This is a genomic window from Paraburkholderia sp. D1E, from assembly GCF_052682275.1.
Map to the genome: position 1 here is coordinate 6,530,474 of NZ_JBQYMB010000001.1, position 25,049 is coordinate 6,555,522.

30 protein-coding genes and 2 tRNA genes are annotated in these 25,049 nt (G+C 61.8%); 17 read left to right on the plus strand and 15 right to left on the minus strand.

Annotation, left to right across the window (positions count from 1 at the left end):
- Positions 1-211: 211 nt before the first annotated feature.
- The 6 genes from ACUN0E_RS29400 to ACUN0E_RS29425 form a co-directional block, all read right to left on the minus strand.
- Entirely contained in the window at positions 212-1,006 is a 795-nt protein-coding gene (locus tag ACUN0E_RS29400) for a cystine ABC transporter substrate-binding protein (protein ID WP_408335731.1), read from the minus strand.
- Between the two features lie 121 nt (positions 1,007-1,127).
- Complete coding sequence (locus ACUN0E_RS29405; RefSeq protein WP_445570542.1) at positions 1,128-2,105, minus strand: quinone-dependent dihydroorotate dehydrogenase; 978 nt, start codon at positions 2,103-2,105, stop codon at positions 1,128-1,130.
- A gap of 338 nt (positions 2,106-2,443) precedes the next feature.
- Entirely contained in the window at positions 2,444-3,265 is an 822-nt protein-coding gene (locus ACUN0E_RS29410; protein ID WP_445568820.1) for an arginyltransferase, read from the minus strand.
- Positions 3,266-3,369: 104 nt separating this feature from the next.
- Positions 3,370-4,107, minus strand: coding sequence for a leucyl/phenylalanyl-tRNA--protein transferase (gene aat, locus ACUN0E_RS29415; RefSeq protein WP_408335725.1), 738 nt, complete (start codon positions 4,105-4,107; stop codon positions 3,370-3,372).
- Positions 4,108-4,116: 9 nt separating this feature from the next.
- Complete coding sequence (locus ACUN0E_RS29420; protein ID WP_013339039.1) at positions 4,117-4,662, minus strand: NUDIX hydrolase; 546 nt, start codon at positions 4,660-4,662, stop codon at positions 4,117-4,119.
- Between the two features lie 411 nt (positions 4,663-5,073).
- Positions 5,074-5,150: transfer RNA gene (locus tag ACUN0E_RS29425), tRNA-Met, on the minus strand.
- Positions 5,151-5,407: 257 nt separating this feature from the next.
- On the opposite strand from ACUN0E_RS29425, the gene ACUN0E_RS29430 reads away from it, so the two are divergent.
- Together ACUN0E_RS29430 and ACUN0E_RS29435 are read left to right on the plus strand one after the other, a co-directional pair.
- Entirely contained in the window at positions 5,408-5,905 is a 498-nt protein-coding gene (locus ACUN0E_RS29430; RefSeq protein ID WP_445568821.1) for a heme-degrading domain-containing protein, read from the plus strand.
- A 10-nt stretch (positions 5,906-5,915) separates the two neighbouring features.
- Positions 5,916-6,248 carry a DMT family transporter gene (locus ACUN0E_RS29435; RefSeq protein WP_408335718.1) on the plus strand — a complete coding sequence of 111 codons (333 nt, stop codon included), beginning with the start codon at positions 5,916-5,918 and terminating at the stop codon, positions 6,246-6,248.
- Between the two features lie 3 nt (positions 6,249-6,251).
- Here the strand turns inward: ACUN0E_RS29435 and ACUN0E_RS29440 are convergent, their stop codons facing one another.
- A complete protein-coding gene (locus ACUN0E_RS29440) occupies positions 6,252-6,635 on the minus strand; it encodes a hypothetical protein (RefSeq protein ID WP_408222671.1) in 384 nt (127 codons plus the stop codon).
- 64 nt (positions 6,636-6,699) lie between these two features.
- The gene (locus ACUN0E_RS29445) at positions 6,700-6,891 is read right to left on the minus strand and encodes a hypothetical protein (protein WP_408222673.1); all 192 of its coding nucleotides are present in this window, start codon (positions 6,889-6,891) and stop codon (positions 6,700-6,702) included.
- A gap of 208 nt (positions 6,892-7,099) precedes the next feature.
- Here ACUN0E_RS29445 and ACUN0E_RS29450 point away from each other — a divergent pair, with 208 nt between their 5' ends.
- Both ACUN0E_RS29450 and ACUN0E_RS29455 read left to right on the plus strand, forming a co-directional pair.
- Positions 7,100-7,378 (plus strand): hypothetical protein, encoded by a 279-nt coding sequence (locus ACUN0E_RS29450; protein WP_408521431.1) that lies wholly within the window; start codon positions 7,100-7,102, stop codon positions 7,376-7,378.
- 140 nt (positions 7,379-7,518) lie between these two features.
- Entirely contained in the window at positions 7,519-7,803 is a 285-nt protein-coding gene (locus tag ACUN0E_RS29455) for a DUF1488 family protein (RefSeq protein WP_408223251.1), read from the plus strand.
- A 67-nt stretch (positions 7,804-7,870) separates the two neighbouring features.
- On the opposite strand, the gene ACUN0E_RS29460 is transcribed toward ACUN0E_RS29455, so the two are convergent.
- On the minus strand, positions 7,871-8,881 hold the full coding sequence (locus ACUN0E_RS29460; RefSeq protein ID WP_445568822.1) for an NAD-dependent epimerase/dehydratase family protein: 1,011 nt from the start codon (positions 8,879-8,881) through the stop codon (positions 7,871-7,873).
- Positions 8,882-9,015: 134 nt separating this feature from the next.
- On the opposite strand from ACUN0E_RS29460, the gene ACUN0E_RS29465 reads away from it, so the two are divergent.
- Positions 9,016-10,023 carry a TetR/AcrR family transcriptional regulator gene (locus ACUN0E_RS29465; RefSeq protein WP_445568823.1) on the plus strand — a complete coding sequence of 336 codons (1,008 nt, stop codon included), beginning with the start codon at positions 9,016-9,018 and terminating at the stop codon, positions 10,021-10,023.
- A gap of 46 nt (positions 10,024-10,069) precedes the next feature.
- Entirely contained in the window at positions 10,070-11,206 is a 1,137-nt protein-coding gene (locus ACUN0E_RS29470) for an enoyl-CoA hydratase/isomerase family protein (protein ID WP_445568824.1), read from the plus strand.
- Between the two features lie 117 nt (positions 11,207-11,323).
- Here the strand turns inward: ACUN0E_RS29470 and ACUN0E_RS29475 are convergent, their stop codons facing one another.
- Positions 11,324-11,749, minus strand: coding sequence for a hypothetical protein (locus tag ACUN0E_RS29475; RefSeq protein ID WP_408394472.1), 426 nt, complete (start codon positions 11,747-11,749; stop codon positions 11,324-11,326).
- 561 nt (positions 11,750-12,310) lie between these two features.
- Here ACUN0E_RS29475 and ssuD point away from each other — a divergent pair.
- The 4 genes from ssuD to ACUN0E_RS29495 are packed head-to-tail and all read left to right on the plus strand — an operon-like array spanning position 12,311 to position 15,643.
- Positions 12,311-13,471 (plus strand): FMNH2-dependent alkanesulfonate monooxygenase, encoded by a 1,161-nt coding sequence (gene ssuD / locus ACUN0E_RS29480; RefSeq protein WP_408222685.1) that lies wholly within the window; start codon positions 12,311-12,313, stop codon positions 13,469-13,471.
- A gap of 55 nt (positions 13,472-13,526) precedes the next feature.
- Positions 13,527-14,381 carry an aliphatic sulfonate ABC transporter permease SsuC gene (gene ssuC, locus ACUN0E_RS29485; protein WP_445568825.1) on the plus strand — a complete coding sequence of 285 codons (855 nt, stop codon included), beginning with the start codon at positions 13,527-13,529 and terminating at the stop codon, positions 14,379-14,381.
- Positions 14,378-15,379 (plus strand): ATP-binding cassette domain-containing protein, encoded by a 1,002-nt coding sequence (locus ACUN0E_RS29490; protein WP_445568826.1) that lies wholly within the window; start codon positions 14,378-14,380, stop codon positions 15,377-15,379. Before ssuC ends, ACUN0E_RS29490 begins: the two co-directional genes overlap by 4 nt.
- Positions 15,380-15,427: 48 nt before the next feature.
- A complete protein-coding gene (locus tag ACUN0E_RS29495; RefSeq protein ID WP_323048236.1) occupies positions 15,428-15,643 on the plus strand; it encodes a TOBE domain-containing protein in 216 nt (71 codons plus the stop codon).
- Between the two features lie 74 nt (positions 15,644-15,717).
- On the opposite strand, the gene ACUN0E_RS29500 is transcribed toward ACUN0E_RS29495, so the two are convergent.
- On the minus strand, positions 15,718-16,011 hold the full coding sequence (locus ACUN0E_RS29500; RefSeq protein ID WP_408335697.1) for a hypothetical protein: 294 nt from the start codon (positions 16,009-16,011) through the stop codon (positions 15,718-15,720).
- Between the two features lie 139 nt (positions 16,012-16,150).
- On the opposite strand from ACUN0E_RS29500, the gene ACUN0E_RS29505 reads away from it, so the two are divergent.
- Both ACUN0E_RS29505 and ACUN0E_RS29510 read left to right on the plus strand, forming a co-directional pair.
- Entirely contained in the window at positions 16,151-16,348 is a 198-nt protein-coding gene (locus tag ACUN0E_RS29505; protein WP_408335694.1) for a hypothetical protein, read from the plus strand.
- A gap of 300 nt (positions 16,349-16,648) precedes the next feature.
- Complete coding sequence (locus tag ACUN0E_RS29510) at positions 16,649-17,029, plus strand: glyoxalase superfamily protein (protein WP_445570543.1); 381 nt, start codon at positions 16,649-16,651, stop codon at positions 17,027-17,029.
- A 134-nt stretch (positions 17,030-17,163) separates the two neighbouring features.
- On the opposite strand, the gene ACUN0E_RS29515 is transcribed toward ACUN0E_RS29510, so the two are convergent.
- Complete coding sequence (locus ACUN0E_RS29515) at positions 17,164-17,430, minus strand: hypothetical protein (RefSeq protein WP_445568827.1); 267 nt, start codon at positions 17,428-17,430, stop codon at positions 17,164-17,166.
- Positions 17,431-17,778: 348 nt separating this feature from the next.
- Here ACUN0E_RS29515 and dusA point away from each other — a divergent pair, with 348 nt between their 5' ends.
- Complete coding sequence (dusA, locus tag ACUN0E_RS29520; RefSeq protein WP_445568828.1) at positions 17,779-18,780, plus strand: tRNA dihydrouridine(20/20a) synthase DusA; 1,002 nt, start codon at positions 17,779-17,781, stop codon at positions 18,778-18,780.
- A gap of 103 nt (positions 18,781-18,883) precedes the next feature.
- Positions 18,884-18,959, plus strand: a tRNA-His gene (locus tag ACUN0E_RS29525).
- 154 nt (positions 18,960-19,113) lie between these two features.
- Here ACUN0E_RS29525 and ACUN0E_RS29530 read toward each other — a convergent pair.
- Positions 19,114-19,422, minus strand: a complete 309-nt coding sequence (locus ACUN0E_RS29530; protein ID WP_408222830.1) for a hypothetical protein — start codon at positions 19,420-19,422, stop codon at positions 19,114-19,116.
- A gap of 349 nt (positions 19,423-19,771) precedes the next feature.
- On the opposite strand from ACUN0E_RS29530, the gene ACUN0E_RS29535 reads away from it, so the two are divergent.
- The gene (locus ACUN0E_RS29535) at positions 19,772-21,364 is read left to right on the plus strand and encodes a sulfotransferase (RefSeq protein WP_445568829.1); all 1,593 of its coding nucleotides are present in this window, start codon (positions 19,772-19,774) and stop codon (positions 21,362-21,364) included.
- Entirely contained in the window at positions 21,361-21,933 is a 573-nt protein-coding gene (gene cysC / locus ACUN0E_RS29540; protein WP_408222834.1) for an adenylyl-sulfate kinase, read from the plus strand. Before ACUN0E_RS29535 ends, cysC begins: the two co-directional genes overlap by 4 nt.
- Before the next feature lie 133 nt (positions 21,934-22,066).
- On the opposite strand, the gene ACUN0E_RS29545 is transcribed toward cysC, so the two are convergent.
- Positions 22,067-22,279: a DUF3820 family protein gene (locus ACUN0E_RS29545; protein WP_006048800.1), complete on the minus strand. Its 213-nt coding sequence runs from the start codon at positions 22,277-22,279 to the stop codon at positions 22,067-22,069.
- Between the two features lie 140 nt (positions 22,280-22,419).
- Here ACUN0E_RS29545 and ACUN0E_RS29550 point away from each other — a divergent pair, with 140 nt between their 5' ends.
- Positions 22,420-23,472: an NADP(H)-dependent aldo-keto reductase gene (locus ACUN0E_RS29550; RefSeq protein WP_408222836.1), complete on the plus strand. Its 1,053-nt coding sequence runs from the start codon at positions 22,420-22,422 to the stop codon at positions 23,470-23,472.
- A gap of 243 nt (positions 23,473-23,715) precedes the next feature.
- On the opposite strand, the gene ACUN0E_RS29555 is transcribed toward ACUN0E_RS29550, so the two are convergent.
- Positions 23,716-24,999 (minus strand): MFS transporter, encoded by a 1,284-nt coding sequence (locus ACUN0E_RS29555; RefSeq protein WP_445568830.1) that lies wholly within the window; start codon positions 24,997-24,999, stop codon positions 23,716-23,718.
- Between the last annotated feature and the right edge of the window lie 50 nt (positions 25,000-25,049).

Here is a 25,049-nt window from a genome sequence, read left to right on the forward strand (position 1 = left end):
CAAAGTGCACATCATAAACTTTGGCGGGCGTTGAGGCGGAGGCCGGAGCGCCACGCAAAGTGTCGTTTGGAGCGTAACCGGCTCAGTCGGGCGGCAACCAGGCTTTACCTGCGAGCGATTTGATAGCGACCAGGCGCAAGCGGAAAGCGCTTCAGCAAAAGCGAAGGGCGGCATCGTCGACGATGCCGCCCTTCGTTTCATCCGGCGCGCGTTATTTGATCGGCTTGCTGACGTCGATACCGAACCATTTGTCCGAGATCTTCGAGAACGTGCCGTCCGCTTCGAGCTGGGTCATCGCGTCGTCGATCGCCTTGGCGAATTTCGGATTGCCCTTCTTGAACGGAATGCCCGACGGGTTGCCCGCGCCGACCATCGCACCCGTGCGCAGCGGCAGTTGCGAGTTCTTCATCAGATACGCGAGCATCAGGCGGTCGTTCAGCGCCGCGTCCAGACGGCCGGAGGCCAGATCGCGCAGGTATTCAGGCGCGCCCGGATACGTCTTCACATCGATGCCCGGCACCGACTTCGCCATGTCCATGTAGTTCGTGCCGAGACCGACGCCGAGTTTCTTGCCCTTCAGATCGTCGAGCGATTTGAACTGGCGCGTGTCGTCCTTACGCTGGATCAGTTGCGCGGCCGAATACGTGTATGCCGGCGAGAAGTCGAGCACCTGCTTGCGCGCGTCCGTGATGCCGACCTGGTTGACGATCACGTCGAATTTGCCCGCTTGCAGACCGGCGATGATGCCGCTCCACTCGGTCGTGACGAATTCCGGCTTCACACCGAGCCTGGCAGCAACGGCCTTGGCGATGTCGACGTCATAGCCGACCAGTTCACCCGAGGGCGCTTTCGAATTGAACGGCGGGAAGGTGCCTTCCAGGCCGATGCGCAGCGTGCCGCGCTGTTTGACCTGGTCGAGCACGTCGTCCGCGTGGGCGGTGACAGCTGTGAACGATGCGCCGATCAGGCCGGCGACGAGCATCTTTTTCAGCAAGCCAAATTTCATCGTGTTCCTTTTTGTTCGTCTGGCGTTTTAACAGACGAAAGCATAACAAAGCAGACTATCGAAACCTAAATACCGTTTGTTTATGTCTATATTACGGATGCGGATTGGGTGAGGGTTCGCCTTAACGCAGCGCCTGGACGCATTCGGCCACCAGCGCCGGACCGCGATAGATGAAGCCGGTATAGAGCTGCACCAGCGAAGCGCCCGCCGCAAGCTTCGCGCGCGCATCCTCGCCGGAGAAAATCCCGCCCACGCCGATGATCGGCACCGTTTCGCCGACTTCGGCGCGCAGCTTGCGGATCACTTCGTTCGACGCGTCAAACACCGGCTTGCCCGACAGGCCGCCGGCCTCGTCACCGTATTGCATGCCGGTGACGGCCGTGCGCGAGAGCGTGGTGTTGGTGGCGATCACGCCTTCGAACTGGTGGCGCAACAGCGTATCGGCGATCGATTTGATCTGCTCGTCGTCGAGGTCCGGCGCGATCTTCAGTGCCAGCGGCACCAGCTTGCCGTGCATGTCGGCCAGACGCAGCTGCTTGTCCTTCAGCGCGGCAAGCAGTGCGTCGAGTTCGCCCGCGCCTTGCAACTGACGCAGATTCTTCGTATTCGGCGACGAGATGTTGACCGTCACGTAGCTCGCGAACGGGTACACGCGTTCGAGGCAGTAGAGATAGTCTTCGGCGGCGCGCTCGATCGGCGTGTCGGCATTTTTGCCGATGTTCAGTCCGAGAATGCCGCGATAGCGCGCGGCCTGCACGTTCTTGACGAACTGGTCGACGCCCGCGTTGTTGAAGCCCATCCGGTTGATCACGGCATTCGCCTGCGGCAGGCGGAACATGCGCGGGCGCGGGTTGCCCGGCTGCGCGCGCGGCGTGACCGTGCCCACTTCGATGAAGCCGAAGCCGAGCGCCGCCAGACCGTCGATACACGCTCCGTCCTTGTCGAGACCCGCAGCGAGCCCGACCGGGTTCTTGAACGTCAGCCCCATCACGGTGCGTGGCGCATCCGGCACGCGTGGCGCGAGCGCGCCCGCAAGGCCGGTGCGGCCGGCGGCGCCGAGAATGCGCAAAGTCAGGTGGTGAGCGTCTTCCGCGTCCATGCGAAAGAGTTGGGCGCGTACGAGCGGGTAGAGGGAGCTGAACACAGGACGAAGCCGGGCGGCCGGAAAATGGGAACCCGCCATTTTACCGGCTTTAAGACATTAATGAGACTTACTGAAAAGGGAGCGTAGGCGCCGGTGCTGGAGTGCTGCGTAAGGCTGCGTGAGGTGGACTCGTGCGTCGCCGCGGCAATGGCAGCGCAACCCATAGAGGTGTCCGGGGGCATCGCACTTCGACCGAAGCGGCTGCGGAGTTGCAAACACTGTCAGCGCCTGAGCGCCTGAGCGCCTGAGCCATGCCGTCCTACCGTCCTGGTGGCCGGTAAAGGCCGCGGACATCACGGCCGCAGCGGCCCGCGCTTGCCCTGAATCGCCAGATCGACCGGTGGGAGATCGATGCTGGCGGGATCGAGCACCTTCCATGAACCGTCGATCAAACCTTCGAGCGGCCGGAAATTCGCCTTGTACGCCATCTTCGGACTCTCGCGGATCCAGTAGCCGAGATACACGTAGGGCAGCTTGAGGCTGCGCGCCTGTTCGATCTGCCAGTAGATGTTGTAGGTGCCAAAGCTGGTGTGCGGCATACCCGGCTCAAAGAACGTATAGACCGACGAGAGCCCGTCACCGAGGATGTCGATCATGCTGATCATGCGCAGAATGCCCGGCGCGTTCGGATGATCCGGCAGCGGCTCGCGGAATTCGACCAGCCGCGAGTTGATCCGGCTCTGCAGCAGGAACTGTTCGTACTGGTCGCGGCTGTCGCGATCCATGCCGCCACCGGCATGCCGTGCCGATTGATAGCGCATATAGAGCGCGTAGTGCTCTTCGTCGTAATGCAGGGGGGCGACTGTGGCGATCAGCTCGCCGTGCTTTTTCCAGACCCGGCGTTGTGTGCGGTTCGCCTCGAAACGATCGACCGGCACGCGCACCGGCACGCAGGCCCGGCAGCCATCGCAATACGGGCGGTAGGTGAACACACCCGAACGGCGGAAACCGGCTTTGACGAGATCGGTATAGACGTCGGAGTTGATCAGATGACTGGGTGTGGCGACCTGCGAACGTGCGATGCGTCCGTCCAGATAGCTGCAGGGATAGGGCGCCGTTGCATAAAATTGCAGCGCGGAAAGCGGGGAAAGAGGCAGCTCGTTGGGATGAGTCACGTTGGCAGCTCTCGAAGCGTCTCTGGTATTGCAAACCCGGCGTGCCTTGCGGCTCGTGACCCGCGGCTCGGTGGGCGACGGATCCGGATTCGGCCTGATTCTTTCTACGCCGCCGGCGCGACGACATCGCGCAAGACGGTCTTGTCGAAACGCCAGGGAATCGGCGGTGCCTCGACAGCGGTGCGAACATGCGCGATGAACGCTTTGCGCGCGATCTCGCGGCCGCCCAGCGACGCCAGATGCGACGTGTTCTGCTGGCAGTCTATCATTTCTATTTCGTGACGGCGCAAGTGTCCGACAAGCGCGGCCAGCGCCATTTTCGACGCGTCGGTGACCTCGGCGAACATCGATTCGCCGAAGAACATCCGGCCGAAAGACACCCCGTATAAACCCCCTACGCGCTTGCCCTCGAACCAGGTTTCGATGCTGTGCGCATCGCCGACCCGGTGCAGCGACGAATACGCTTCGACCACATCGGCGGTGATCCACGTGCCGCGCTGGCCACGCCGCGGTGCTTGCGCACAGGCGCGCATCACGGCGGCGAAATCATGGTCGACGCGGATTTCCCACGCGTCCTCGCGCAGCACGCGCCTGAGCGTCTTGCGCAGCGACGGCGACAGTTTGAACTCGGCGGGGCGCAGGATCATGCGCGGATCGGGACTCCACCACAACACCGGCTGGCCGTCCGAATACCACGGGAAGATGCCGCGCCGATAGGCGTCGATCAGCCGCGACGGCAGCAGATCGCCGCTGGCGGCGAGCAGGCCGGGTGCGCCGCTTGCCGCGCCGAGCGCGCGCTCGACGGAGGGAAACGGATCGTCAGGTCCGAGCCAGGGAACCATGCGCGCCGCTCAACCTTCGCGCAGCGAGCGGAAAATATCGCCCGTGTGCAGCCCGAAGCTGCCGGCGGCGCGGTCGGCGAAAAAGAAACGCAGGGTCTGTCCGACGGTCGGGAAGGCGATCTCGTCCCACGGAATGTCGCGCTCCTCGAAGAGCTTCACTTCGAGGCTTTCCTCCCCGGCTGCGATATCGAGGTCGAGCAGGCGCGCCATGTAGAACAGGTGCACCTGATGCACGTGCGGCACGTTCAGCAGCGAGAACAGGCTCTGCACCTCGACGCGCGCGCCGGCTTCTTCCAGCGTTTCGCGCGAAGCGGCTTCGGCGGTGGTTTCACCCATTTCCATGAAACCTGCCGGCAGCGTCCAGTAGCCGTAGCGCGGTTCGATCGCGCGACGGCACAGCAGCACTTTGTCGTCCCAGACCGGGACGGTGCCGACCACGTTGCGCGGATTCTGATAATGCACCGTGCCGCAACTGCCGCATACGAAGCGCTCGCGGTTGTCACCCGGCGGAATGCTCAGGCTGACGCCGTGGCCGCAGACAGAACAGAATTTCATAGGAAGGGGGCGAGAAAGAGTGATGGGAGTTTATCACTGGGCAGGAGTTTTCCGAGGTCCGGCAAAGGCGGCGTGCCGGCGTTGGCGTGAAGGCAGTCGTGCGCGTCGCGCGCCGGACCCGGTTCGGGCGATCGTGACTTAGGCCGATTGGCTAACGTCGGCGTTTTTCCACGCTATTCATTGGCAGGGAGTTAGGATTGCTATTGATACGATCAAGTCCCGGAGCGAAAGCTTTCGCGTCAAGCGCGGCTCCGACGTTTTCAGGACCTCGTGTGCATCTGATGACTACGGGGAAAGAGCAGAGCGCGGAACACGCACTACAACGACGAGAGCGAGGCAGAAAACAAAAAAGGCCTGCCGGTTGGGCAAGCCTTTGATGTTGTTTCGACGTTTCGAACCGCGTGAGTTACTTGGTTGCGGGGGTAGGATTTGAACCTACGACCTTCGGGTTATGAGCCCGACGAGCTGCCAGACTGCTCCACCCCGCGTCCGTCGAAGAAAAGATTATAGGACAAAGCGACAGCCAATGCAATAGCTGTTTAAGAACCGGCTTCAATGCGCGCAAATCTGAAGTGAGCGGCGCTGGGACGCAAAGCGTGGCGGCATCCAAAGTCGCGGCGCGCATCGGCGGCGTCGCATACCGGCAGGCTCCCGTAAAGCGCTGCGCTAGAATTCAGGTTCTCTTCGCGGCGCCGCGATGCATGTGCAACGGCCTGCGCTTCACTTCTACTCTGCTCTGAACTCCATGGATATCGCTCACGACCTACAGGTAATTGCGGCTCAGGAACAGGCGCTGGTGTTCCCGCAATTCGACGCCGACCGCGCATGGCAGGTCGGTGCCTATCTGCACGAGATCGCCAAGGCACGCGGTATCGCCGCCGCCATCGACGTGCGCACGTTCGGTCAGCCGCTATTTTTCAGCTTGCTCGACGGAGCGACGCCGGACAACGTCGACTGGGCGCGCCGCAAGGGCAACACGGTCGCGCATTTTCGGCGCAGTTCGTACGCGATTGGTTTGAAGATGCAACAGGCGGGCAGCACGCTCGCTGATAAGCACGGCTTGCCGGTCACGGAGTATGCGTCGCATGGCGGCGCTTTCCCATTGACCATAGCGGGCGCCGGTGTGATCGGCTCGATCACGGTGTCCGGTTTGCCGCAGCGTGCGGATCACGAGCTGGTGGTGGAAGCGCTGTGCGCGCACCTTGGTCACGACTACAGCAAGCTCGCGCTTGCAAAGGTCTGAGGCGATGCGGATGCCCCCTTATGCATTGCTCGCCATTGCGATCGTCGCCGAAGTCATTGCGACCTCTGCAATGCGGGCGTCGGAAGGTTTTTCACGGCTCGTGCCCTCAACAGTCGTTGTGATCGGCTACGGCATCGCGTTCTATTGCCTGTCGCTCACGCTGAAGAGTATTCCGGTCGGCATTGTCTACGCGGTGTGGTCCGGCGCCGGCATCGTGCTGATTACGCTGGTCGCGGTCGTGATGTACCGGCAAGTGCCTGATCTGCCGGCCATTATCGGGCTCGGGCTGATCATGGCCGGCGTCGCGGTATTGAACATCTTCTCGAAGATGCAGGCGCACTGAGCGTTACTTGCAGCGCACGATCATCGAACGGTTTTTCACGTTGGCCGAAACGACGTTCGTGACGCTGCCGCCTGCGGCACCGCCTTCGTCGTTGTCTTTCGACACGATGTCGTAGCCGGTCGCGCCACATGCATTGCCGGCCTGCACGTAGCAGGAGGCCCAACTGGACGCGGCGTCGGCGCCGCTGCAGTTCACCGCAAAGCCCGTTTGTCCGTTCGGCAGATTGATCAGCGACGTGGTGTTCGACGACGCGCAACCGGCGAGACCCGTGCCCAGCAGTACGGCGACGGGCAGGGCGGCAGACAGTGACGCCCTGCGGACTAGAGCAAGCGCGGCGCTGCTGGGTCGAAAGCGGCCGGAGCGGCGCAGTTGCGTCATGAAATGCATCGTGATGTTTCCTTTCAAATAGGTATCGAGACTCGCCACGCAAACCGGCAGTGTGCCAGGAAGACTAAGGCGTTTCGATTGTGATGCCCGCTGCGCTAACCAGTTGACGGCTTTCTGCGCCGCTTTCGGTAGCCGCGTCTTCCCAGATGTTGATGGCTTTCGGAATGTCGATGCCGTGGCTTTCGGCGTAAGCAAACCATTTGGTTGCCGCATCGGGCTCAGGCAGTTCATGGTTCTGCAGAAAATATTTTCCCATATTGTGCTCGCTGACCTCGAAACCGCGTTATTGCGTCAGCACAGATCGTGCCGGTGAACCGGTTCGACCGAAGCCCGCGGCACAAGTGCCATTCAGCATGCAGAACTTATCGGCTCGAAGCGCGCCTTACTTACTGGTCTGCCGCGAGCACATACGTGTGAACCGTCCACGTGGCGCCGCCCATAAATTGCAAACGAGGAGAAAGAACATGGCTGAGCGGGTCAGCGGCCCTTATCGCGGCTATTACATCAGCGCCGCCGCGCGCCTCGTGCCGGCAGTTGGCGCATCGGCGCCGGCTGCCAGCACCGCAAGCGGTACGTACGTCGGCTCGGTGAGTCTTGCCGAACGGGGTCCGGACGATCCGCACCGGATGGAAACCTTGCTTGAACTCGGCGACGAGCAGCGTTTCGGCAGTGAAGAGGACGCGCTGGCCTTCGTCGAACAGGCTGCGCGCGACTATATCGACCGCCTGCTCGGAGGCGCCTGATGGCGGCGCGCGATATCGGGCAGGAGAGCGAAGGAGGCTGGACCGAGGTCCGGCCGCGCGAGTACCATATCGGGCATGTCCGGGGGCGGCCGGTTCTCACCGGTGTCCCTGTCCTGCCGGATCCTTCTGATGAGGCGACCATGGAAATTCGGTTTCCCGCGGATGAGCCTGCTTACCGCGACTCCAATCTGACGGTTGTGTTTCCCGCGCTTGTGGACGGCGAACCGGTGCCCTGCGCGATCTCGGTCGAGGCGCTCGAGGATCACTTCGGCGCGTACTCCGAGGATCTCGAAGGCTGGATGCGCGCGTTCGACGCGGGGCGTCCGCGCATCGAAGCGGTTGCGCGCGAACATTTGCAGATCAGCAATGGCACGCCCGTGCTGCTCAAGAGCGGCCATTTCCCGCCAGGCAACGTCGCGGCCTGATCCGGCCTGTTCGCCGATACGCGGATAACGTGGTTCAAACATCCTCGCTTGCGAAAGCAGCTCTCAGTCAGGTTGTTTTCGCTGCATCCCGATGCGTGTCAGTACTCGCCGATGCCGCCATGCGCGCGGCGTCGAATGCATGCCGGATGCCGTTTTCGTACGACGTTTTGGCGATGGGCCCGATCAGCTTCGTCAATGCGGAGTCATCGAGTACAACCGGCTCGGTCATCAGGTAATTCATTTCAACCAGTTCTCGCATCAACGGATTGAACAGACCAAGCATGCGCAGCATGGTCTTGCCCGCCACCATCAGCTTCGGCTCGCGGCCCGCCAGCGCATAGGCCTGTCTCACCACTTCGCGCGACGTGATCGTGCCCGTGCCGGCGAGGTGCCACCACCGGCCGTAAGCTTCGGGTGTACGCGTGAGTTTCTCGACCACCGGTCCGATATCCGGCAGGTAGATGAATTCGTGCGGCACATCCACCGGCCCGAGCACCTGCGCACGCTTGCCGTGCGCCGCGCCCTCGAACACGCCGTTCAGCAGGCTGCGTTCGATGCCGGGACCGTAGAAATCCGGCAGGCGCAGCACCAGCGTCGACAAGCTGGTTGACCCGCTTGCGCGCCCGTGTGCTGCCAGCACCAGATTTTCCTGCGCGAGCCGCATCTCGCCTTTGAAGGTATGGGGTTCACGCGGATGATTTTCGCTAATCGGATTGCCGCGTGTGCGGCCATACGGATACACGGTGCCGATCAGAATGAAGCGCTCGACGCCCGCCGCCGTTACGCCGGTGAGGGTTCTTTCCATGAGCGGCGGATGCTCCGCGAACTGATCGTAAGGCACGCCCACCAGATAGATCACGGTCTGCAAATCCGCTGCCGCCGCGCTGATCGACGCGGGGTCGTCAGGATTCCACGTGACGATTTCCGCATGCGGGTCGTGACCGAAGGCCGCCTCGAGTGGCGCGCGCGAGCGGCCGACCACCCGGTAATCCCGGCCTGCCGCGCTCAGCGCGGCCGCAATGATTTGACCTGCCGCACCCGCGGCACCGAATAAACCCACTTTTCCTGTGGCTTGCATGACGACTCCTGAAGGCGGCGCCATATCGCGCCTGACGATGGCCGGCTGATTAATGAGAAGTTAGTGAACACCGTTCAGTAAACAGCGTTCAGTTTAATTTGACTTTTCAGTTTGTCAACCCGAAAATGTTCGTCATGGGAATCGTCGAACGAAAAAACCGTCAGAAACAGGCGCTGCGCGAGCGCATCCTCGATGCAGCGCGGCGTATCGTGATGCGCGAAGGCTTTGCCGCACTGTCAATGCGCAAAATTGCCGACGCCATCGAGTATTCACCCGCCACGCTGTACCTTCATTTCGCGAGCCGTGATGAGATCGTGCAGGCGTTATGCGCTGAAGGTTATGCGCAATTGCTGGAGACGTTCGTGCCGCTGGCGCAGATCGCCGACCCGGCTGAGCGTCTGAAGGCCCTTGGGCGTGCTTACGTGGCATTCGGTGTCGCGCATCCGGAAACCTACCGGCTGATCTTCATGGAAGACCCGAGCTACACGGGCGCTGCGCTGGCCGGTGTGGCTGCCGCTTCGGGCGCGGGCGCGTCGGTGGTTGCGGTCGCTGATGCGGATGCGCCCGGCGAAGTGGTTGAGGTCACGGCGGCTGGGACAGCGGTTGCGGGATCCGCCACGTCCGGAAAAGCGAGCCTCGCCCCCCCGAAACCGGACGACGACCCCGGCGACGCCGCGTTGCACATCATGATCTCCGCGCTGGAAGAGTTGAAAGCGGCGGGGCGTCTAAGCGCATCGACGGACTTGATCGTGTGGGCGGAGGCGTTCTGGGCGACGCTGCACGGCATTGTCGCGCTCAACCTCACATGCCCCGTGTTCCCGAGTGCGCCGCTGGATACGGTGCTAGGTGTCGCACTTGATACCTGGCTGGGTACGCAGGGCGCCGGGCAGCAGGCGGGTGTCAAGAGCGCTTCCCGCTCGCGCAAAAAGAAGTCCGCTGAAGCCTTGGTTGAAGCGCACGTCGAGTCGGGTGACTCGCCCGTAGCGCTTGGTGGAAAACCGGCCACTCAGGCGTCTCAGCCACCCGTTTCGTCGGGGAAAAAGTCCGCGAAACCACCGGGACCATCGGCCATTAAACCCACCGATGCGGACACTCACCCCGTCGTCAAACCCGTCACCAGTCCCAAAGCCACGAGTGCGTGATAACGTTCAGTTCCGATTCATTTCGCGCCATCGCGCTTAGCTCTCCATGTCCATTTTCGCCTCACCCGCCGTCAGCGACGAAGTCGCGACCTACGTAGCCAATCGCATCGGTTTCATCGAACTGGAAAGGCCGAAGGCGCTCAACGCGCTGTCGACCGGCATGATTCGCGCGATGCACGCGGCACTGGATCAGTGGCGCGAAGATCCCGACGTGCTTGCCGTGGTGGTGCGCAGTCAGCATCCACGCGCGTTTTGCGCGGGCGGCGATATCCGCTTTCTGTACGAGTCGGCGCTGCGCGGCGAGCACGACGCGCGCGATACGTTTTTCACTGAGGAATACCGTCTCAATCACGCGATCTTCAGCTACCCGAAGCCGTATATCGCCCTGATGAATGGCGTCGTGATGGGCGGAGGGATGGGGATTTCGCAGGGCGCGCATCGTACCGGCGGCCTGCGGGTGGTGACGAACTCGACAAAAATGGCGATGCCCGAGACCCGCATCGGACTCTTTCCCGATGTTGGTGCGAGCTGGTTTCTGGCGCGCACGCCGGGCGCGCTCGGCCGTTATCTGGCGGTCACCGGCGAGACGATCGGCGCAGCGGATGCGCGCTACGCAGGCCTCGCCGACGCCTATATCGACGACGCGGCCTTGCCCGCGCTAGTCGACACGCTGCGCACTGAACTGTTCGAACGTGGGGCTGACGTGGTGGCGTGTATCGAGCGCGAGACAGCCGCCCATCAGGTGGTGCCGGAACCCGATGCTTCGCCGCTCGCGGGCATACGTGCATTGATCGACCGGCATTTCGCGTTGCCCGACGTGGCGCAGATCCTGGCTTCGCTGGAGCAGGAACGGGAGCATGGCGGCGAGGCCGCCGATTGGGCCGAGCAGACGATTGCGGTGTTGCGCGAACGTTCGCCGTTGTCGATGGCCATATCGCTGGAAGTGGTGACGCGCGCCGAGGGTTCGATGGAGGACGTGCTGCGCGGCGATCTCGATCTGACGCGCACGTGCTTCGCGCAGGGCGACACGATTGAAGGGATTCGTGCGCGCATCATCGACAAGGACAATGCGCCGCGCTGGCGTTTTGCGCGCATTGAAGACGTGAGCGCCGCCGATGTGGCGAAGATGTTCGAAAGCCCGTGGCCTGCAAACGAACATCCGCTGCGCGATCTGCGCGGTTAAGCAAGTTCGCGCAACAGCGATAACAGCAGCAGAAGCTATACCGGTTGCCGGATCGCCGGATCGCCGGATCGCCGGGCAGCCCGATCGGTATAGCCTTGCGAGCAGTCGTAAAGAAGCTCAGTCCTCGTCTTCACTCGCCATGAATGCGCGCATGAACACCAGCGCGCCCCAGCCCCACATCGCATTGGCCGCGAAACCCACCGCGAGGCGCGGCAGCATGTTGCCGCTCGGCCAGATGCCGCGCAGCGGATCGACCACGAACACGCTTGCCGCCGTCAACGCAATGCCGCCGAACACGAAGGCCGGCACCCACGGCGCGCGCCGCTCAGGCGCAACGCGCAACAGCCACGCCATCAGCACCGCCCAGAACGCGCTCCAGATTGCGTTCGCAATGAACTCCGGCAGGCCGAGCGGCAAAAACTGCGCGGTCGAAAAACCAGTCAGGTCGATCAGACCGGCTGCGTGCAGCAGCGCCAGAGTCGATTCATGAAAAAACAGGGATGCCAGAAAACCGGCGACGAACGGCAGGATGAGTTTTTGCATGCATTGCACCGCGAGAGCTCAGGCGGCGCGGTTCGCGCGGCCTGCACCGGATTATTGGAAACGTGGCGCCATTATATAGAGCGGTATCCCGGTTCCAGCGTAGGTAAGGCGCAACATCCGTATGCTTTAGCGTCGGGCTAATCACGAAAGTGGAAAACCTAAGCTAAAAAAAATCGTTCAAAAGCCGGGCCCCGATCCATAGACTGTTTCTCCATGCAGACGGCGTTTGTCGCCGTCGCCCATTTAATCGAGCGCGTCACGCGCACGTTTGGTCGAGGGAAGCTGTCGCGATGTCCTGCCTGATGCCGATCTTCAACTGCTCCATGGCGCACGCGCGTTTGCGGACGCGTTGTCGGAACTAGTCCGCGCCTCATCGCAGTATTTCCGTCCTTTTTTGCGTTTGCATCTCCGGCCGCGTGCCGGATGGATGTGCGCGACCAGCGGCGCGCGGCCAGCGGTGCGCGACCAGCCGGCACACAGCCGGCGTGTGCGTGTTCACTCGACGCGTCGTCGTTACACACGTCTCCATTCAATCCAGTTTCGAACAAGCAGGAGCAGCAAATGAATGTGTTCTGGTTCATTCCGACTCACGGCGACAGCCGCTATCTCGGTACGTCCCAAGGCGCACGCGCAGCCGATTACGACTACTTCCAGCAGATCGCCGTCGCCGCCGATACGCTCGGCTACGAGGGCGTGCTGCTGCCGACCGGCCGTTCGTGCGAAGACGCATGGGTCGTTGCATCGAGCCTGATTGCCGCGACCAAACGTCTGAAGTTTCTGGTGGCGATCCGTCCGGGCATTTCGTCACCGGGTCTGGCGGCGCGTATGGCGGCGACCTTCGACCGGCTGTCGAACGGGCGTCTGCTGATCAATGTGGTGACCGGCGGCGATTCGGCTGAACTGGAAGGCGACGGCGTGTTTGTCGATCACGACACGCGCTATGAAATCACTGACGAATTCCTGCATATCTGGCGCAATCTGCTGACCGCGGCGCATACCAACGACGCGATCGACTTCAATGGCAAGCACCTGACCTCGAAGGGCGGCAAGGCGCTGTATCCGCCGGTGCAGAACCCGCATCCGCCGCTGTGGTTCGGCGGTTCGTCGGCGGCGGCGCACGACATCGCGGCCGATCACATCGACACGTATCTGACGTGGGGTGAGCCGCCCGCGGCCGTCGCGAAGAAGATCGCCGACATTCGCGCCCGTGCTGAAGCGCGGGGCCGCAAGATCAAGTTCGGCATTCGCCTGCACGTCATCGTGCGCGAGACTGAAGAAGAGGCGTGGGCCGCCGCGGACACGCTGATCAGCAAGCTCGACGACGAAACCATTTCCCGTGCGCAGGCTTCGTTTTCGAAGATGGATTCCGAAGGGCAGCGCCGCATGGCCGCGTTGCACGGCGGCAAGCGTGGCAGCCGCGCGGACCTCGAGGTGTATCCGCATCTCTGGGCGGGTGTGGGTCTCGTGCGCGGTGGCGCGGGGACGGCGCTGGTCGGTAATCCCGAACAGGTGGCGGCACTGATGAACGAGTACGCGGCGCTTGGCATCGACACCTTCATCCTGTCCGGCTATCCGCATCTCGAAGAGTCGTATCGCTTCGCCGAGCTGGTGTTCCCGCTGCTGCCGGGCCGACAAAGCAAGACCGCGGGCGGTCCGCTGTCGGGGCCGTTCGGCGAGATCGTCGGCAACAACTATCTGCCGAAGGCGGCGAGTTCGAGCTGAGCGCTTTCGCTCGGTTCAGCAACGACGCCCATCGATAAGCAATGAGGAAATCATCATGGCTCAATCCACTGTGAGTGCGGAACGAGGCACACACGCAGGCTCGGGCGCGCGTTCAGGCGCGGGTCTCGGTGTATTACGCCGCATCGGTGCGCATCTTGCGCCGTGGCTCGCGCCGCTGGCGATTCTGCTGGCGTGGGAATTCGCCGCGCGTAGCGGCATTCTCTCGACGCGGGTGCTGCCTGAACCGCTCGCGGTCGTAAAAGCCGCGTGGTCGCTGATCCAGTCCGGCGAAATGTGGGCGGACGTGAAGGTCAGCACGTGGCGCGCGGTGTCGGGCTTTGCGATCGGCGGCGGGATCGGACTGATACTCGGTCTCGCGACAGGTCTCTTCAAACCTGCCGAAATCGCGCTCGATTCGACCGTACAGATGGTCCGCAACATTCCCGCGCTGGCAATGATCCCGCTCGTGATCCTGTGGTTCGGTATCGAGGAAGAAGCGAAGGTGTTTCTCGTCGCGCTGGGCGTGTTTTTCCCGATCTATGTGAACACGTTCCACGGCATCCGCTCAGTCGATGCCAATCTGATCGAGATGGCACGGAGTTACGGTGTGAAGGGTTTCGCACTTTACCGGCATGTGGTCTTGCCGGGGGCATTGCCGTCGATTCTGGTCGGCGTGCGTTTCGCGTTCGGGCTGATGTGGGTCACGCTGATTGTTGCTGAAACCATTTCCGCGCAGTCAGGCATCGGCTACATGACGATGAACGCACGCGAATTCCTGCAAACCGATGTGGTGGTGGTCGGCATCCTGCTGTACGCGGCGCTCGGCAAACTCGCCGACGTGCTGGCCAAGAGCCTCGAGCGTGTGACGCTGCGTTGGCATCCGGCCTATCAACGAGGAGCGAAAGCATGAGTGCAACGACATTGTCGGCGTCGTTTGGCGGCATCGCGGGCAGCGATCTCGAAGCCGAGCTGGCGCAACCGCGCACCGTCGATCACGACGCAGAGGAGTCTGCCGGTTTCGACCGTGCAGATCCGGCGCACGATCGCCGTCAAGTGGGTGTAGTGCCCTCGGCGGCGGGTGCATCGGCGCGCAATGACGCGCGCCGGTCCGCCGAATATTCGGTCGAGTTGCGCGGCGTCAGCAAGCAGTACGGCGAACGCAAGGTGTTGTCCGATTTTGATCTGTCGATCGAGCGCGGCAGTTTCGTTGCGATTGTCGGTCGCAGCGGCTGCGGGAAATCGACCTTGTTGCGACTGGTCGCGGGTCTGGAAAAGACCACGTCGGGCGTGCTCGAAAAACGCACCGAAGACGGCCAGCCGCTCGACACCCGGATCATGTTCCAGGACGCACGACTCTTGCCCTGGAAGAGCGTGCTGCAGAACGTGATGCTCGGCCTCGGCCGCAGCGCCCGTGACGACGCGCGCGCCGTGCTCGCTGAAGTCGGTTTGCTGGAGCGCGCCAACGACTGGCCGGCACAGCTTTCCGGCGGTCAGCGTCAGCGTGTGGCGCTAGCGCGGGCGCTGGTGCATCGGCCGCAATTGCTGCTGCTGGACGAACCGCTCGGTGCGCTCGACGCGCTGACCCGTATCGAAATGCACGCACTGATCGAACGCCTGTGGCGTGAACATCAATTCACCGCACTGCTGGTGACGCACGACGTGCATGAAGCCGTCGCACTAGGCGACCGGATTCTGCTGATCGAAGAAGGGCGCATTGCGCTCGATCAGCCGGTGCCGCTTGCGCGCCCGCGGGCGCGTGCGTCGGCCGGTTTTGCCGCGCTGGAAGAACATGTGTTGCAACGCGTACTGAAGACGGCGCCGAACGACGACGCACTGTCCCAACGCGCTTACGACGCACGTGATGAGGGCCGCCTCAGGCGGCCGACAGAGGTCCGCTGGGCCGTCTGATATCCCTTTGACTGACTGTTTTCAATCGCTTTTCTGGAGTCACTCGACATGAGCATTTCCGCAATCAACGTACGCAATCAGTTCAAAGGCAAGATCAAGGAAATCATCCGCGGGCCGGTGGTATCCGAGGTCGATGTGGATACGCCGTTCGGCATCGTCACCTCGGTGATCACCACGCGCTCGGTTGACGAACTCGAGCTGAAGGTCGGCTCGGAGGTGGTCGCGCTGGTGAAGTCGACGGAGGTGTCGATCGCGCGTCTGTAACGCCGATCAGGCGCGATTAATCCCGCCCGATTGGGCCCGATTGCGCCGTTCGCATCGTCACGCGCGTGCCGACGCTATTTCGCGTTGGCGCCGCTGGCGGGCGGCTCGTGCGTCATCCTGTCGTTGGTCGGTTTGCCCGGACGCTTGATCGGCATATTGTCGGGATTGCTCGAACCGCCTGTGCCGGAGGCCGCCTCGGGCGGTTTTACCATCGATGCGCCGCCATTCTGTGGCGTCGCCTGCGTTGCTTGTGTCCCTTGTGTCTTTAGTGCCGGATTCGACGTTTGTGCGAACGCCACCGTGCCGTCTGTGCCGAATACCGCGAGCGCGACGCCCGCTGTCAGCGCTGCCATTCTGCTTCGCTCCATCTCGTCCTCCTTTGCGATGCCGCTCGCCGGCTGCCGCCGCTGCGCATCCGTACAGCACGCAATACGTATGCCTTGACGTGCCGCTGCGTGCGCCCGCGAAACTTGCTAGGATGAATTGAGCATCACGACGGAGACGGCCATGTCGAAGTCATTAAGTCCGGAGGCGGTTGAAGCATTGCGCCGCCTGAACGATGTCGGCGTCGGACAGCCCATGCCGAAATTTGCGCAATCCGTCACGGCGGAGTTGCTGGCGAACGGGCTTGCCGCCGAAGCGAGCGGCGGTGAAGTCGAGATCACCTGTAGCGGCCGGCAGTACCTGTCTGGCGATTGCGATTAATCGTCAGGTGAAAAGGAGGCTGGTCCTACGCCGAGCCGCTGGGGCGGCCCGGTGGAAAAGCATGGCCGCTATCTTCGCGATGAGGCAGACGGCCGCACCAGGGATGCGATCATGGAGCCGAAAGGCCCTGACATGGGCGACTATCAGGAGCGCTATCAGGACTACGACGTCGAGGTCGCGGTGGGCGCGACGATGCGCCCGTTTTCCTTCAGATCCGGGCGTGCCTTTTCGCGTAGGGCGGTCAATCGGCAAGCGCGTTCGATTAAGCTGGCGGAATCTTTCAAGTTACTGGAGACCGCCATGCACCTGGCAGCAGCCATCCCGATCATCCGTATCTTCTCTGAAGAGAAAGCCAAGGAGTTTTACGTGGATTTTCTCGGTTTCACTATCGACTGGGAACATCGCTTCGAGGCCAATTTTCCGCTCTATGCACAGGTGAGCCGGTCCGACCTGATTTTGCACTTGAGCGAGCATCATGGCGACGCGACGCCAGGTTCGACGATTTTCGTGCCGGTGCAGGATATCGACGCATTGCATGCCGAACTTCAGCGCAAAGACTACAAGTACGGGAAACCGGGAATTGAAGTGGAGCCGTGGGGGAAAATGCTGGAGACGATCGATCCGTTCGGTAACCGGATTCGTTTTTCCGAATCGCCGAAAGAGGAGGGGAGCGAGGCGTGAGGAAGGCGGGGATGGGACTTGATGCTGTGGGCGTGGCCGCCATGTAAACGGAACTGGGCGCCGGCTGCATTGCTGCATGCGCGGCGCCCAGTTCGGCTACCGTCTTGTGAACGGCAACCTTCAGCGGCGACAGATTAGTGGCCGAAGAAAACCGATTGCGGGCCCGAAACCGGCTCACGTGCACCCGATTGCGACGACACGTTTTGCACGCCGCCGTATGCGTTGGATTCAGCGTTAGCACGTTCAGCCGCGATGGTTTGCGAGTTCTGGCCTTGTTGCGAAGCCGGTGCGCCGACCGACGGACGATAGAACGGTGCCGGGCCGTAGCCGCTAGCGAATGCGGGAGCAGCGATCGAGGCAGAAGCAGCAACCAACAGGGCGGCGATAAGCTTGGTCTTCATGGTGTGACTCCGATAACGTTTCGATTTCATTTCAGGAAGGCGTCGCAGGGGCCGGTGAGGTGTGTCTGCAACGTCGATGGAGGCAGTGTATACCCCTACTATCGAAAATTTGTATCGATAATCTGAAATTACTATTCTCGCCACTGAAATAATCGCTCAGACGTATAGGCGACAGGCGTCTGCGGTGGTCCGACCCCATCGGCCAAGCGGTTTTGGCGTTCAAAGACCCGGTTGCCGGGGCGGTTATCGGTGGTGTTTGCGGGAATTCATGGCTCGTCGTGGGCGTTTCAGGGGCGTTTGGCCACTTGCGGTAAAATTGTGGTTTGATTCAAGCCGTCTGGCCGCCCCATGTCTTCAGCTCACACTCCCAGTCCGCGTCGCGTTTCCGTCGCGCCCATGATGGACTGGACCGATCGCCACTGCCGCTCGCTGCATCGCGTGATATCGCGCCATACGTGGCTCTACACCGAAATGGTCACCACAGGCGCGCTGCTGCACGGCGATGTGCCGCGCCATCTGGCGTTTGCGCCTGAGGAGGCGCCGGTCGCTTTGCAACTCGGTGGCAGTGAGCCTGACGACCTCGCGCGTTCGGCCAGGCTTGGTGAGCAATGGGGTTATGACGAGATCAACCTGAATTGCGGCTGTCCGTCCGAGCGCGTGCAGCGCGGGGCGTTTGGCGCTTGCTTGATGAACGAACCGCAACTCGTCGCCGACTGCGTGAAGGCAATGCGCGATGCCGTATCGGTACCGGTGACGGTCAAGCACCGGATCGGCGTCGACGCGGTCGAGGAATATGGCTTTGTGCGCGACTTCGTCGGCACGATCGCGGACGCCGGCTGCAACGTGTTCGTCGTGCATGCGCGCAACGCGATTCTCAAAGGCTTGAGCCCGAAAGAGAACCGCGAGATTCCGCCGCTCAAATACGACTTTGCGTATCAGTTGAAGCGCGATTTTCCGCATCTGGAGATCATCATCAATGGCGGCATCAAGACGCTTGATGAAGCGGAGATGCATCTTCAGCATATCGATGGCGTGATGCTTGGGCGCGAGGCTTATCACAACCCTTATGTGTTGGCCGATGTCGATGCACGCTTCTATGGCTCGACGGATACGCCGCTCACGCGCGAGCAGGTCGAGTCGAAACTGATCGAATATTGCGCGGCTGAAATGGCGCGCGGCACGTACCTTGGTTCGATCACACGGCATGCGCTGGGTCTGTACCGCGGTGAGGCAGGCGCACGTGGATGGCGTCGCGTATTGTCCGATAGCAAACGTCTGGCGGCGCGCGACCTGACCATCTTCAACGAGGCAAGACAGCATCTGCGTGTGCCCGTCGGAATTTTTGAATAAAGGACTAGGCAAACGAGATTCTTGTTCGTATAATCTCGTTTCTTCATTGACGAGCCAAGTTTCTCGGCAACGAGTTGCTCAGCAAGTCAAGCGGATGTCAGTGGTGGCTGTAGCTCAGTTGGTAGAGTCCAGGATTGTGATTCCTGTTGTCGTGGGTTCGAGCCCCATCAGCCACCCCAAAGAATTCGAGCAGTAAAAAATTGCGAAACGGCGTTGTGAGAAATCACAACGCCGTTTTTTGTTTTGGTCTTTGCAAAAGTTGCGGCCTTTGCAAAAACTCTCCCGGTGCAGGACCAGGACCGTCTCGGCATTCGATGCCGGCTTCCATTGACGTCAATGCCCATGTCCCCCATGGCCGCCGCCACTGCTCCACGAACTGCCACCGTTGCCGTGGCCGCCATGTCCACCGCCTCCGTGCCACCCACCGCCGTGCCAGCGCCCGCCGCCCCCGTGGTAGTAACAGCAACCGCCGCCGCCCCAACCGCCCCAGACATCGACCGTCCCGTAAGCCGGCCCATAGGCGTAACCGTAGCCAGGGTAATAGGGTTGCGCGTAGGCATAGTCGTATCCCGGCGCGACCACGCACCCGGTGAGACTTACCGCCACCGCCAACATCGCGACTGATGCAATGAGCCTGCTCACGGTTTTCTCCTTCGTATATGAATGAGAAAAACGGCGGGCCCGGGAGTTCAGCCGCATTTGTGTCCGCAAATTACGGCCCGGATGCGCCGCCGTGCTTTCATGACGCCCGCGCGGCGATCCGGCGCCATAGCGGCCGCGCGTTGCGGCAACCTTCCGGATCGTGCCGGATTCATCATGCTGTAATAGTTCGTTAAATTTTTGAAACGTAACTGTAGGGCGCGCCTGATATTTTCCCTTCAGACAATTTCTCTTTGAATCCAGAACCAAGCTTGCTGACGCTGGACGAAGAAGAACGCACTCCACATTGCCCGGGCCGCTCGATGCGAAGCCTGCAAAAACCTGGCCGTTAATGAAGCACGATCCACAGCCGGCAACCGCATCAGAATGGTGCGCCGAAGGCGACGCCTGTGCCGCCCGCGGCGACCTTCAGGCGGCGCTCCAATGTTTCGACGCAGCCCGCTCGCGCGATCCCGCCGACGCCATTCTTCATGAACGCCTCGCCGCGACGCTCGCCGCGCTGAACCGCTTTCCCGAAGCCATTGCCCGCTATCACGAAGCAATCACGGTCGATCCGCGCAACTCCGATTTGCATCATGGCCTCGGCTGGTCGCTCGAACAGATGCATCGGCTCGAACCGGCGATAGACGCCTATCGCGAAGCAGTCCGGGTGAATCCGAAAGCCGATGGCTCGTACAACAACATGGGTAATTGCCTGCAGGCGCTTGGCCGTTTCGACGAATCGCACGAAGCCTATCGCCGGGCGATCGAGGCCGCCCCGCAGGTGCCGCTGTATTACCGTAACTTTGTGCAGTCCAAGCGTCTTGCCGCTGACGATCCGGTGTTCGTCGCGCTTGAGCATCTTGCCGGCGATATCGCTTCGCTCACCCCCGCCAATCAGGCGGAAATTCACTTCGCGTATGGTCAGGCGCTGTCCGATGTGGGCCGTAACGATGCGTCGTTCGATCACTTCCTGAAGGGCAACGCACTGCACCGCGCCGGCGTGCGTTATGACGAAGCGGCGTCGCTCGGCCTGTTCGCGCATTTGCCGGAACTTCTGACTTCAGATGTGCTGGCGGGCAAACGCGGTCTGGGCGCGCCGTCGGCCGCGCCGATTTTTATCGTCGGCATGCCGCGCTCCGGTTCGACCCTGATCGAGCAGATTCTCGCGAGTCATCCGCAGGTTTTCGGCGCCGGTGAGCGCACGGAGTTCGGCGAGGCGCTGGTGAATTGCATCGGCCGCGATTCGGACGATCCGTTGCGCATCGATATCGAAGCATTGCAGGGCGTCGGTCCCGCGCAATTGCGCACGCTCGGCGCCGACTATTTGCGCCGCATGTACACGGCGCTGCCGGAAATGCAAACCGCAGTACCGGGTTACACGCGTTTCACCGACAAATATCCGTTCAATTTCATCAATATCGGGCTGATTCATCTGGCGTTGCCAAATGCTCGCTTCATTCATAGCAGCCGCTCGCCGTTGCAAAGCTGCCTGTCGATTTTTTCACGAATTTTTCACGACGTCCCATTCAGCTACGATCTCGGTGAACTGGGCCGCTACTATCGCGCGTACGACGCGTTGATGGCGCATTGGCAACGCGTATTGCCCGAGGGCACGATGATCGAAATCAAATACGAAGAACTGGTTGAGGATTTCGAAAGCAATGTCCGGCGCCTGCTCGCGCATTGCGGACTCGACTGGGACGAGCGCTGTCTGGCGTTTCATCAGACCACGCGGCAGGTGAACACGGCAAGCGCGGCGCAGGTGCGCCGTCCGCTCTACAAAACGTCGCTGCAGCGCTGGCAGCCGCAGCAGGCATTGCTGCAACCCTTGTTCGACGGCCTGGGACCGGAATTGGCGTCCGCTGACCGCTTCAGCGCGCACGAGCGTGTGTCTTTGCAAGATGCCGGAGCGGCGGCTAATGAGATGGAGTGGAAGTCATGAGCGCAACCCGTGGGGCCGTCATCTGGATGGCGGGTTTGTCCGGCGCCGGTAAATCGACCCTGGCCGACGCGTTGCACCAGCGTCTGAAAGAAGCCGGGCATGCCTCGATCGTGCTCGACGGCGACGTGCTGCGGCGTGGCCTGACCGCCAACCTAGGCTTCACGCCTGAAGACCGTACCGAGAATCTGCGGCGCATCGCGCACGTCGCGACGCTGTTCATGCAACAGGGTTTCATCGCGATTGCCGCGGTGATCTCGCCGGAGCATCGGCATCGGTGCATGGCGCGCGAGATCGTCGGCGAAGGTTTTATTGAAGTGTTCGTGAACGCGTCGCTGAAGGTGTGTGAAGCGCGTGATGTCAAAGGCCTCTACGCACGTGCACGGCGCGGTGAGATTCCCAATTTCACCGGGATTTCCGGGCCGTTCGACGTACCCATCGGGCCCGAAGTCATGATCGAAACCGATCGGGTATCGATCGAGGAGGCGGTAGGCCACCTGCTCGCCCATCTGACGGCTCTGGGCTATCTGCCCAGGGAGCGCGTGCACGGCAGGCCTCGCCTCGCGAAATAGTCAGTACGAGGTTGCTGCCGTGTTTCGTCCGCGCTTTCGCGATCGAGGGCACGCATCAGTGCGATGTGCGGCGTGTTTCATCTTGCGCGTGCTCGCCGTCACCTATGGTTGGCATTTGCCGAAGGCGTCGCTCTCAGCGCTTGCGTAAAGGCTCGATTAGCGACGACAAACCGTTGTGATCGATCTCGTGCATCAAGGCCAGCAGACGGCCGATTTCGCCCGGCGGAAAGCCCTGGCTCGCAAACCAGTTCAGATAGTGACCCGGCAGATCCGCGATCAGCCGGCCTTTGTATTTTCCGTAAGGCATCACGCGCGTGACCAGTAATTCGAGGTGTTCGGGATTCATCGCAGATGGGTCGGCGGAAAGTTTATCGAGCGTGGTGGCAGTGAGCGACTGCTGAAGCAGCATTTTAGCCGCGCTGCAGGCATTGCGACGACATGGTAACGTCAGCGCTTTCCGTTTTCACAATCAACAGGACAGGTTCGATGGAATACCGCAGACTCGGCGACTCGGATGTGAAGGTTAGCCTGATCGGTCTCGGCACCATGACATGGGGCGAGCAGAACACCGAGCAGGAAGCACACGCACAGATCGATTACGCACTCGATCATGGCGTCAATCTGATCGACGCCGCGGAAATGTACCCGGTGCCGCCGCGTCCCGAGACGCAAGGCTCGACCGAGCGTTATATCGGCACATGGATCGCGCAGCACCGTAGCGCGCGCGAGAAGATCGTGCTGGCCACCAAGATCGCCGGCCCGGCGCGTCAACCGCACAATCCGCGTCATATTCGCGGCGAGGGCAATCAGTTCGACCGCAAGAATCTGACCGAAGCACTGAACGATAGTCTGAAGCGCCTGCAAACAGACTACGTCGATCTGTATCAGTTGCACTGGCCGGATCGCAGCACGATGACGTTCGGCCGCCCTGCGTATCCGTGGGTCGACGACGCGTACACGGTGCCGATCGAAGAAACGCTGTCGGTGCTCGCCGAGTTCGTCAAGGCAGGCAAGATTCGCCATATCGGGGTGTCGAATGAGACGCCGTGGGGCGTCGCGCAATTTCTGCGCGCGGCGGAAAAGCTCGGCTTGCCGCGCATCGTCAGTATTCAGAATCCGTACAGCCTGTTGAACCGCACATACGAAGCGGGGCTATCGGAGTACGCGCATCGCGATAACGTCGGCTTACTTGCGTATTCGCCGCTGGCCTTCGGCTGGCTGTCGGGCAAGTACGAAGGCGGCGCACGTCCGGCAGGCGCCCGCATCTCGCTGTTCGAGCGCTTTCAACGCTACAGCAAGCCGCAAGCGGTTCAGGCCACCACGCGCTATGTGGAACTGGCGAAGCGTCATGATTTGTCGCCCGCGCAATTCGCGCTGGCCTTCGTCAACAGCCGGCCGTTTTTGACGAGTAATCTGATCGGCGCGACGTCGCTTGATCAACTGAAGGAAAACATCGCCAGCGCCGAGGTGAAACTCTCGCCGGAAGTGCTCGCGGAGATCGACAAGCTGCATGAACTGCAGCCGAATCCGGCGCCTTGATGTAGTTGCGTTGTGTGTCGACTTGAGGTTGGCCTGAGCGTACCCCGCGGTCGGCCTGAAGCTGGCCTGAGGTGGACCTCAACGTAATCCGATGCTGGCCCGAATGACCTGAGGTTGGTTTCTGGTTGACTGGCGATTGACCTTAAGTCGCCATTACTTTGACTGGGTATCGCCCCGGCTATGTTGCCGGGGCGGCAAGGCGAGTTGATCCGCCTTGCGCGCCTCAACTTCGTTCAACCTCGCTCAGCGAATCTTCAGCTTCGAGCGCACGGCATAGAGCGCCAGCAAACTCGCCACTGCGCAGAACATCAGATAGAAGCCGGGCGCGAGCTTATTGCCGCTCGCGTCGATCAGCCAGGTGATCACGAACGGCGCAAAGCCGCCGAACACCGTCACGCCGATGTTGTAGCTGACCGCGAGACCGGTCGCGCGTGTCTGGGTCGGGAAAATCTCCGACATCAGCGCGGGCAGCGCGCCAAAGTAGGTCGCTTTCAATACGCCAATCCAGATCAACGCCACCAGCATTGTGGCGAACGACGGGTGCGCATTCATATACACGAAGGTCGGATAGACCGTCAGCAGCATCAACGTTGCGGCGACCGCCATGATGCGGATGCGTCCCAGGCTATCGGACAAGTGGCCGGCGAACGGCGTCAGCACCGTCAACACGACTCCCGTTGCGAGCGTAGCCGCGAAACCGGTGGAAGCGGGCAGGTGCAACTGCTTGATCGCATAGGTCGGCATGTACAGAATCATGTAGTTGGCCGCGGTCGAAATGACCAGCGAACCGACCGCGAGCAGCATTTGGACCTTTTGCGTGCCGAACAGATCGCGCAGCGGCGTGCGGGTTTTCGGCTCCGTGTCGAACTCGGCGCCTTCGTCCACGAAGCGGCGAATATAGAAACCGACCGGGCCGATCGCGAGCCCGAACAGAAACGGAATTCGCCAGCCCCACGATTCGAGTTGCGCTGTTGTGAGCTGGCTCGTCAGCACGGCGCCGAAACCGGAGGCGAGCAGCGTCGCGAGGCCCTGGCTGGCGAACTGCCAACTGCCCATGAAACCGCGCCGCTCGGGTGCATGCTCGACGAGAAACGCGGTCGAGGCGCCGAACTCGCCGCCCGCCGAGAAGCCTTGAACGAGCCGCGAGAGCATGATGCCGGCCGGCGCCCACAAACCGATCGCCGCGTAAGGCGGCATCACGGCAATCGTCAACGTGCCGATCATCATCAAGCCGATCGACAGCAGCAGCGACAGCTTGCGCCCCGCACGATCGGCGAGTGAGCCGAGTACGAGTCCGCCGAGCGGCCGGATCAGGTACGAGATACCGAAGGTACCCAGCGTGAGCATCAGCGAAATCGCTTCGGTACGCGCCGGGAAGAACAGCTTCGCGATCGTGACCGCAAAAAATCCGTAGACGACGAGGTCGAACCACTCAAGCGCATTGCCGATCGAGGCCGCGAGAATGATGCGATGGACCTTCGCGGCTGACGGCCGCGCGGCGCTGGCTTGCAAGGTGGACGTGCTCATCGTGGGCGTGCCTCGTGACGGATGCAGGTAATGGTGAACCGCGGGCGCGA

Bases quoted from the DNA above. Each gene is read 5' to 3' on its own strand.
- ACUN0E_RS29555 (WP_445568830.1), bottom strand. From the start codon at position 24,999: ATGAGCACGTCCACCTTGCAAGCCAGCGCCGCGCGGCCGTCAGCCGCG.
- aat (WP_408335725.1), bottom strand. From the start codon at position 4,107: ATGGTTCCCTGGCTCGGACCTGACGATCCGTTTCCCTCCGTCGAGCGC.
- ACUN0E_RS29495 (WP_323048236.1), top strand. From the start codon at position 15,428: ATGAGCATTTCCGCAATCAACGTACGCAATCAGTTCAAAGGCAAGATC.
- ACUN0E_RS29465 (WP_445568823.1), top strand. From the start codon at position 9,016: ATGGGAATCGTCGAACGAAAAAACCGTCAGAAACAGGCGCTGCGCGAG.
- cysC (WP_408222834.1), top strand. From the start codon at position 21,361: ATGAGCGCAACCCGTGGGGCCGTCATCTGGATGGCGGGTTTGTCCGGC.
- ACUN0E_RS29420 (WP_013339039.1), bottom strand. From the start codon at position 4,662: ATGAAATTCTGTTCTGTCTGCGGCCACGGCGTCAGCCTGAGCATTCCG.
- ACUN0E_RS29405 (WP_445570542.1), bottom strand. From the start codon at position 2,105: ATGGACGCGGAAGACGCTCACCACCTGACTTTGCGCATTCTCGGCGCC.
- ACUN0E_RS29475 (WP_408394472.1), bottom strand. From the start codon at position 11,749: ATGCAAAAACTCATCCTGCCGTTCGTCGCCGGTTTTCTGGCATCCCTG.
- ACUN0E_RS29470 (WP_445568824.1), top strand. From the start codon at position 10,070: ATGTCCATTTTCGCCTCACCCGCCGTCAGCGACGAAGTCGCGACCTAC.
- ACUN0E_RS29550 (WP_408222836.1), top strand. From the start codon at position 22,420: ATGGAATACCGCAGACTCGGCGACTCGGATGTGAAGGTTAGCCTGATC.
- ACUN0E_RS29400 (WP_408335731.1), bottom strand. From the start codon at position 1,006: ATGAAATTTGGCTTGCTGAAAAAGATGCTCGTCGCCGGCCTGATCGGC.
- ACUN0E_RS29535 (WP_445568829.1), top strand. From the start codon at position 19,772: ATGAAGCACGATCCACAGCCGGCAACCGCATCAGAATGGTGCGCCGAA.
- ssuD (WP_408222685.1), top strand. From the start codon at position 12,311: ATGAATGTGTTCTGGTTCATTCCGACTCACGGCGACAGCCGCTATCTC.
- ACUN0E_RS29490 (WP_445568826.1), top strand. From the start codon at position 14,378: ATGAGTGCAACGACATTGTCGGCGTCGTTTGGCGGCATCGCGGGCAGC.
- ACUN0E_RS29435 (WP_408335718.1), top strand. From the start codon at position 5,916: ATGCCCCCTTATGCATTGCTCGCCATTGCGATCGTCGCCGAAGTCATT.
- ACUN0E_RS29510 (WP_445570543.1), top strand. From the start codon at position 16,649: ATGCACCTGGCAGCAGCCATCCCGATCATCCGTATCTTCTCTGAAGAG.
- ssuC (WP_445568825.1), top strand. From the start codon at position 13,527: ATGGCTCAATCCACTGTGAGTGCGGAACGAGGCACACACGCAGGCTCG.
- ACUN0E_RS29505 (WP_408335694.1), top strand. From the start codon at position 16,151: ATGTCGAAGTCATTAAGTCCGGAGGCGGTTGAAGCATTGCGCCGCCTG.
- ACUN0E_RS29445 (WP_408222673.1), bottom strand. From the start codon at position 6,891: ATGGGAAAATATTTTCTGCAGAACCATGAACTGCCTGAGCCCGATGCG.
- ACUN0E_RS29450 (WP_408521431.1), top strand. From the start codon at position 7,100: ATGGCTGAGCGGGTCAGCGGCCCTTATCGCGGCTATTACATCAGCGCC.
- ACUN0E_RS29430 (WP_445568821.1), top strand. From the start codon at position 5,408: ATGGATATCGCTCACGACCTACAGGTAATTGCGGCTCAGGAACAGGCG.
- ACUN0E_RS29545 (WP_006048800.1), bottom strand. From the start codon at position 22,279: ATGAATCCCGAACACCTCGAATTACTGGTCACGCGCGTGATGCCTTAC.
- ACUN0E_RS29440 (WP_408222671.1), bottom strand. From the start codon at position 6,635: ATGCATTTCATGACGCAACTGCGCCGCTCCGGCCGCTTTCGACCCAGC.
- ACUN0E_RS29455 (WP_408223251.1), top strand. From the start codon at position 7,519: ATGGAAATTCGGTTTCCCGCGGATGAGCCTGCTTACCGCGACTCCAAT.
- ACUN0E_RS29515 (WP_445568827.1), bottom strand. From the start codon at position 17,430: ATGAAGACCAAGCTTATCGCCGCCCTGTTGGTTGCTGCTTCTGCCTCG.
- ACUN0E_RS29500 (WP_408335697.1), bottom strand. From the start codon at position 16,011: ATGGAGCGAAGCAGAATGGCAGCGCTGACAGCGGGCGTCGCGCTCGCG.
- dusA (WP_445568828.1), top strand. From the start codon at position 17,779: ATGTCTTCAGCTCACACTCCCAGTCCGCGTCGCGTTTCCGTCGCGCCC.
- ACUN0E_RS29460 (WP_445568822.1), bottom strand. From the start codon at position 8,881: ATGCAAGCCACAGGAAAAGTGGGTTTATTCGGTGCCGCGGGTGCGGCA.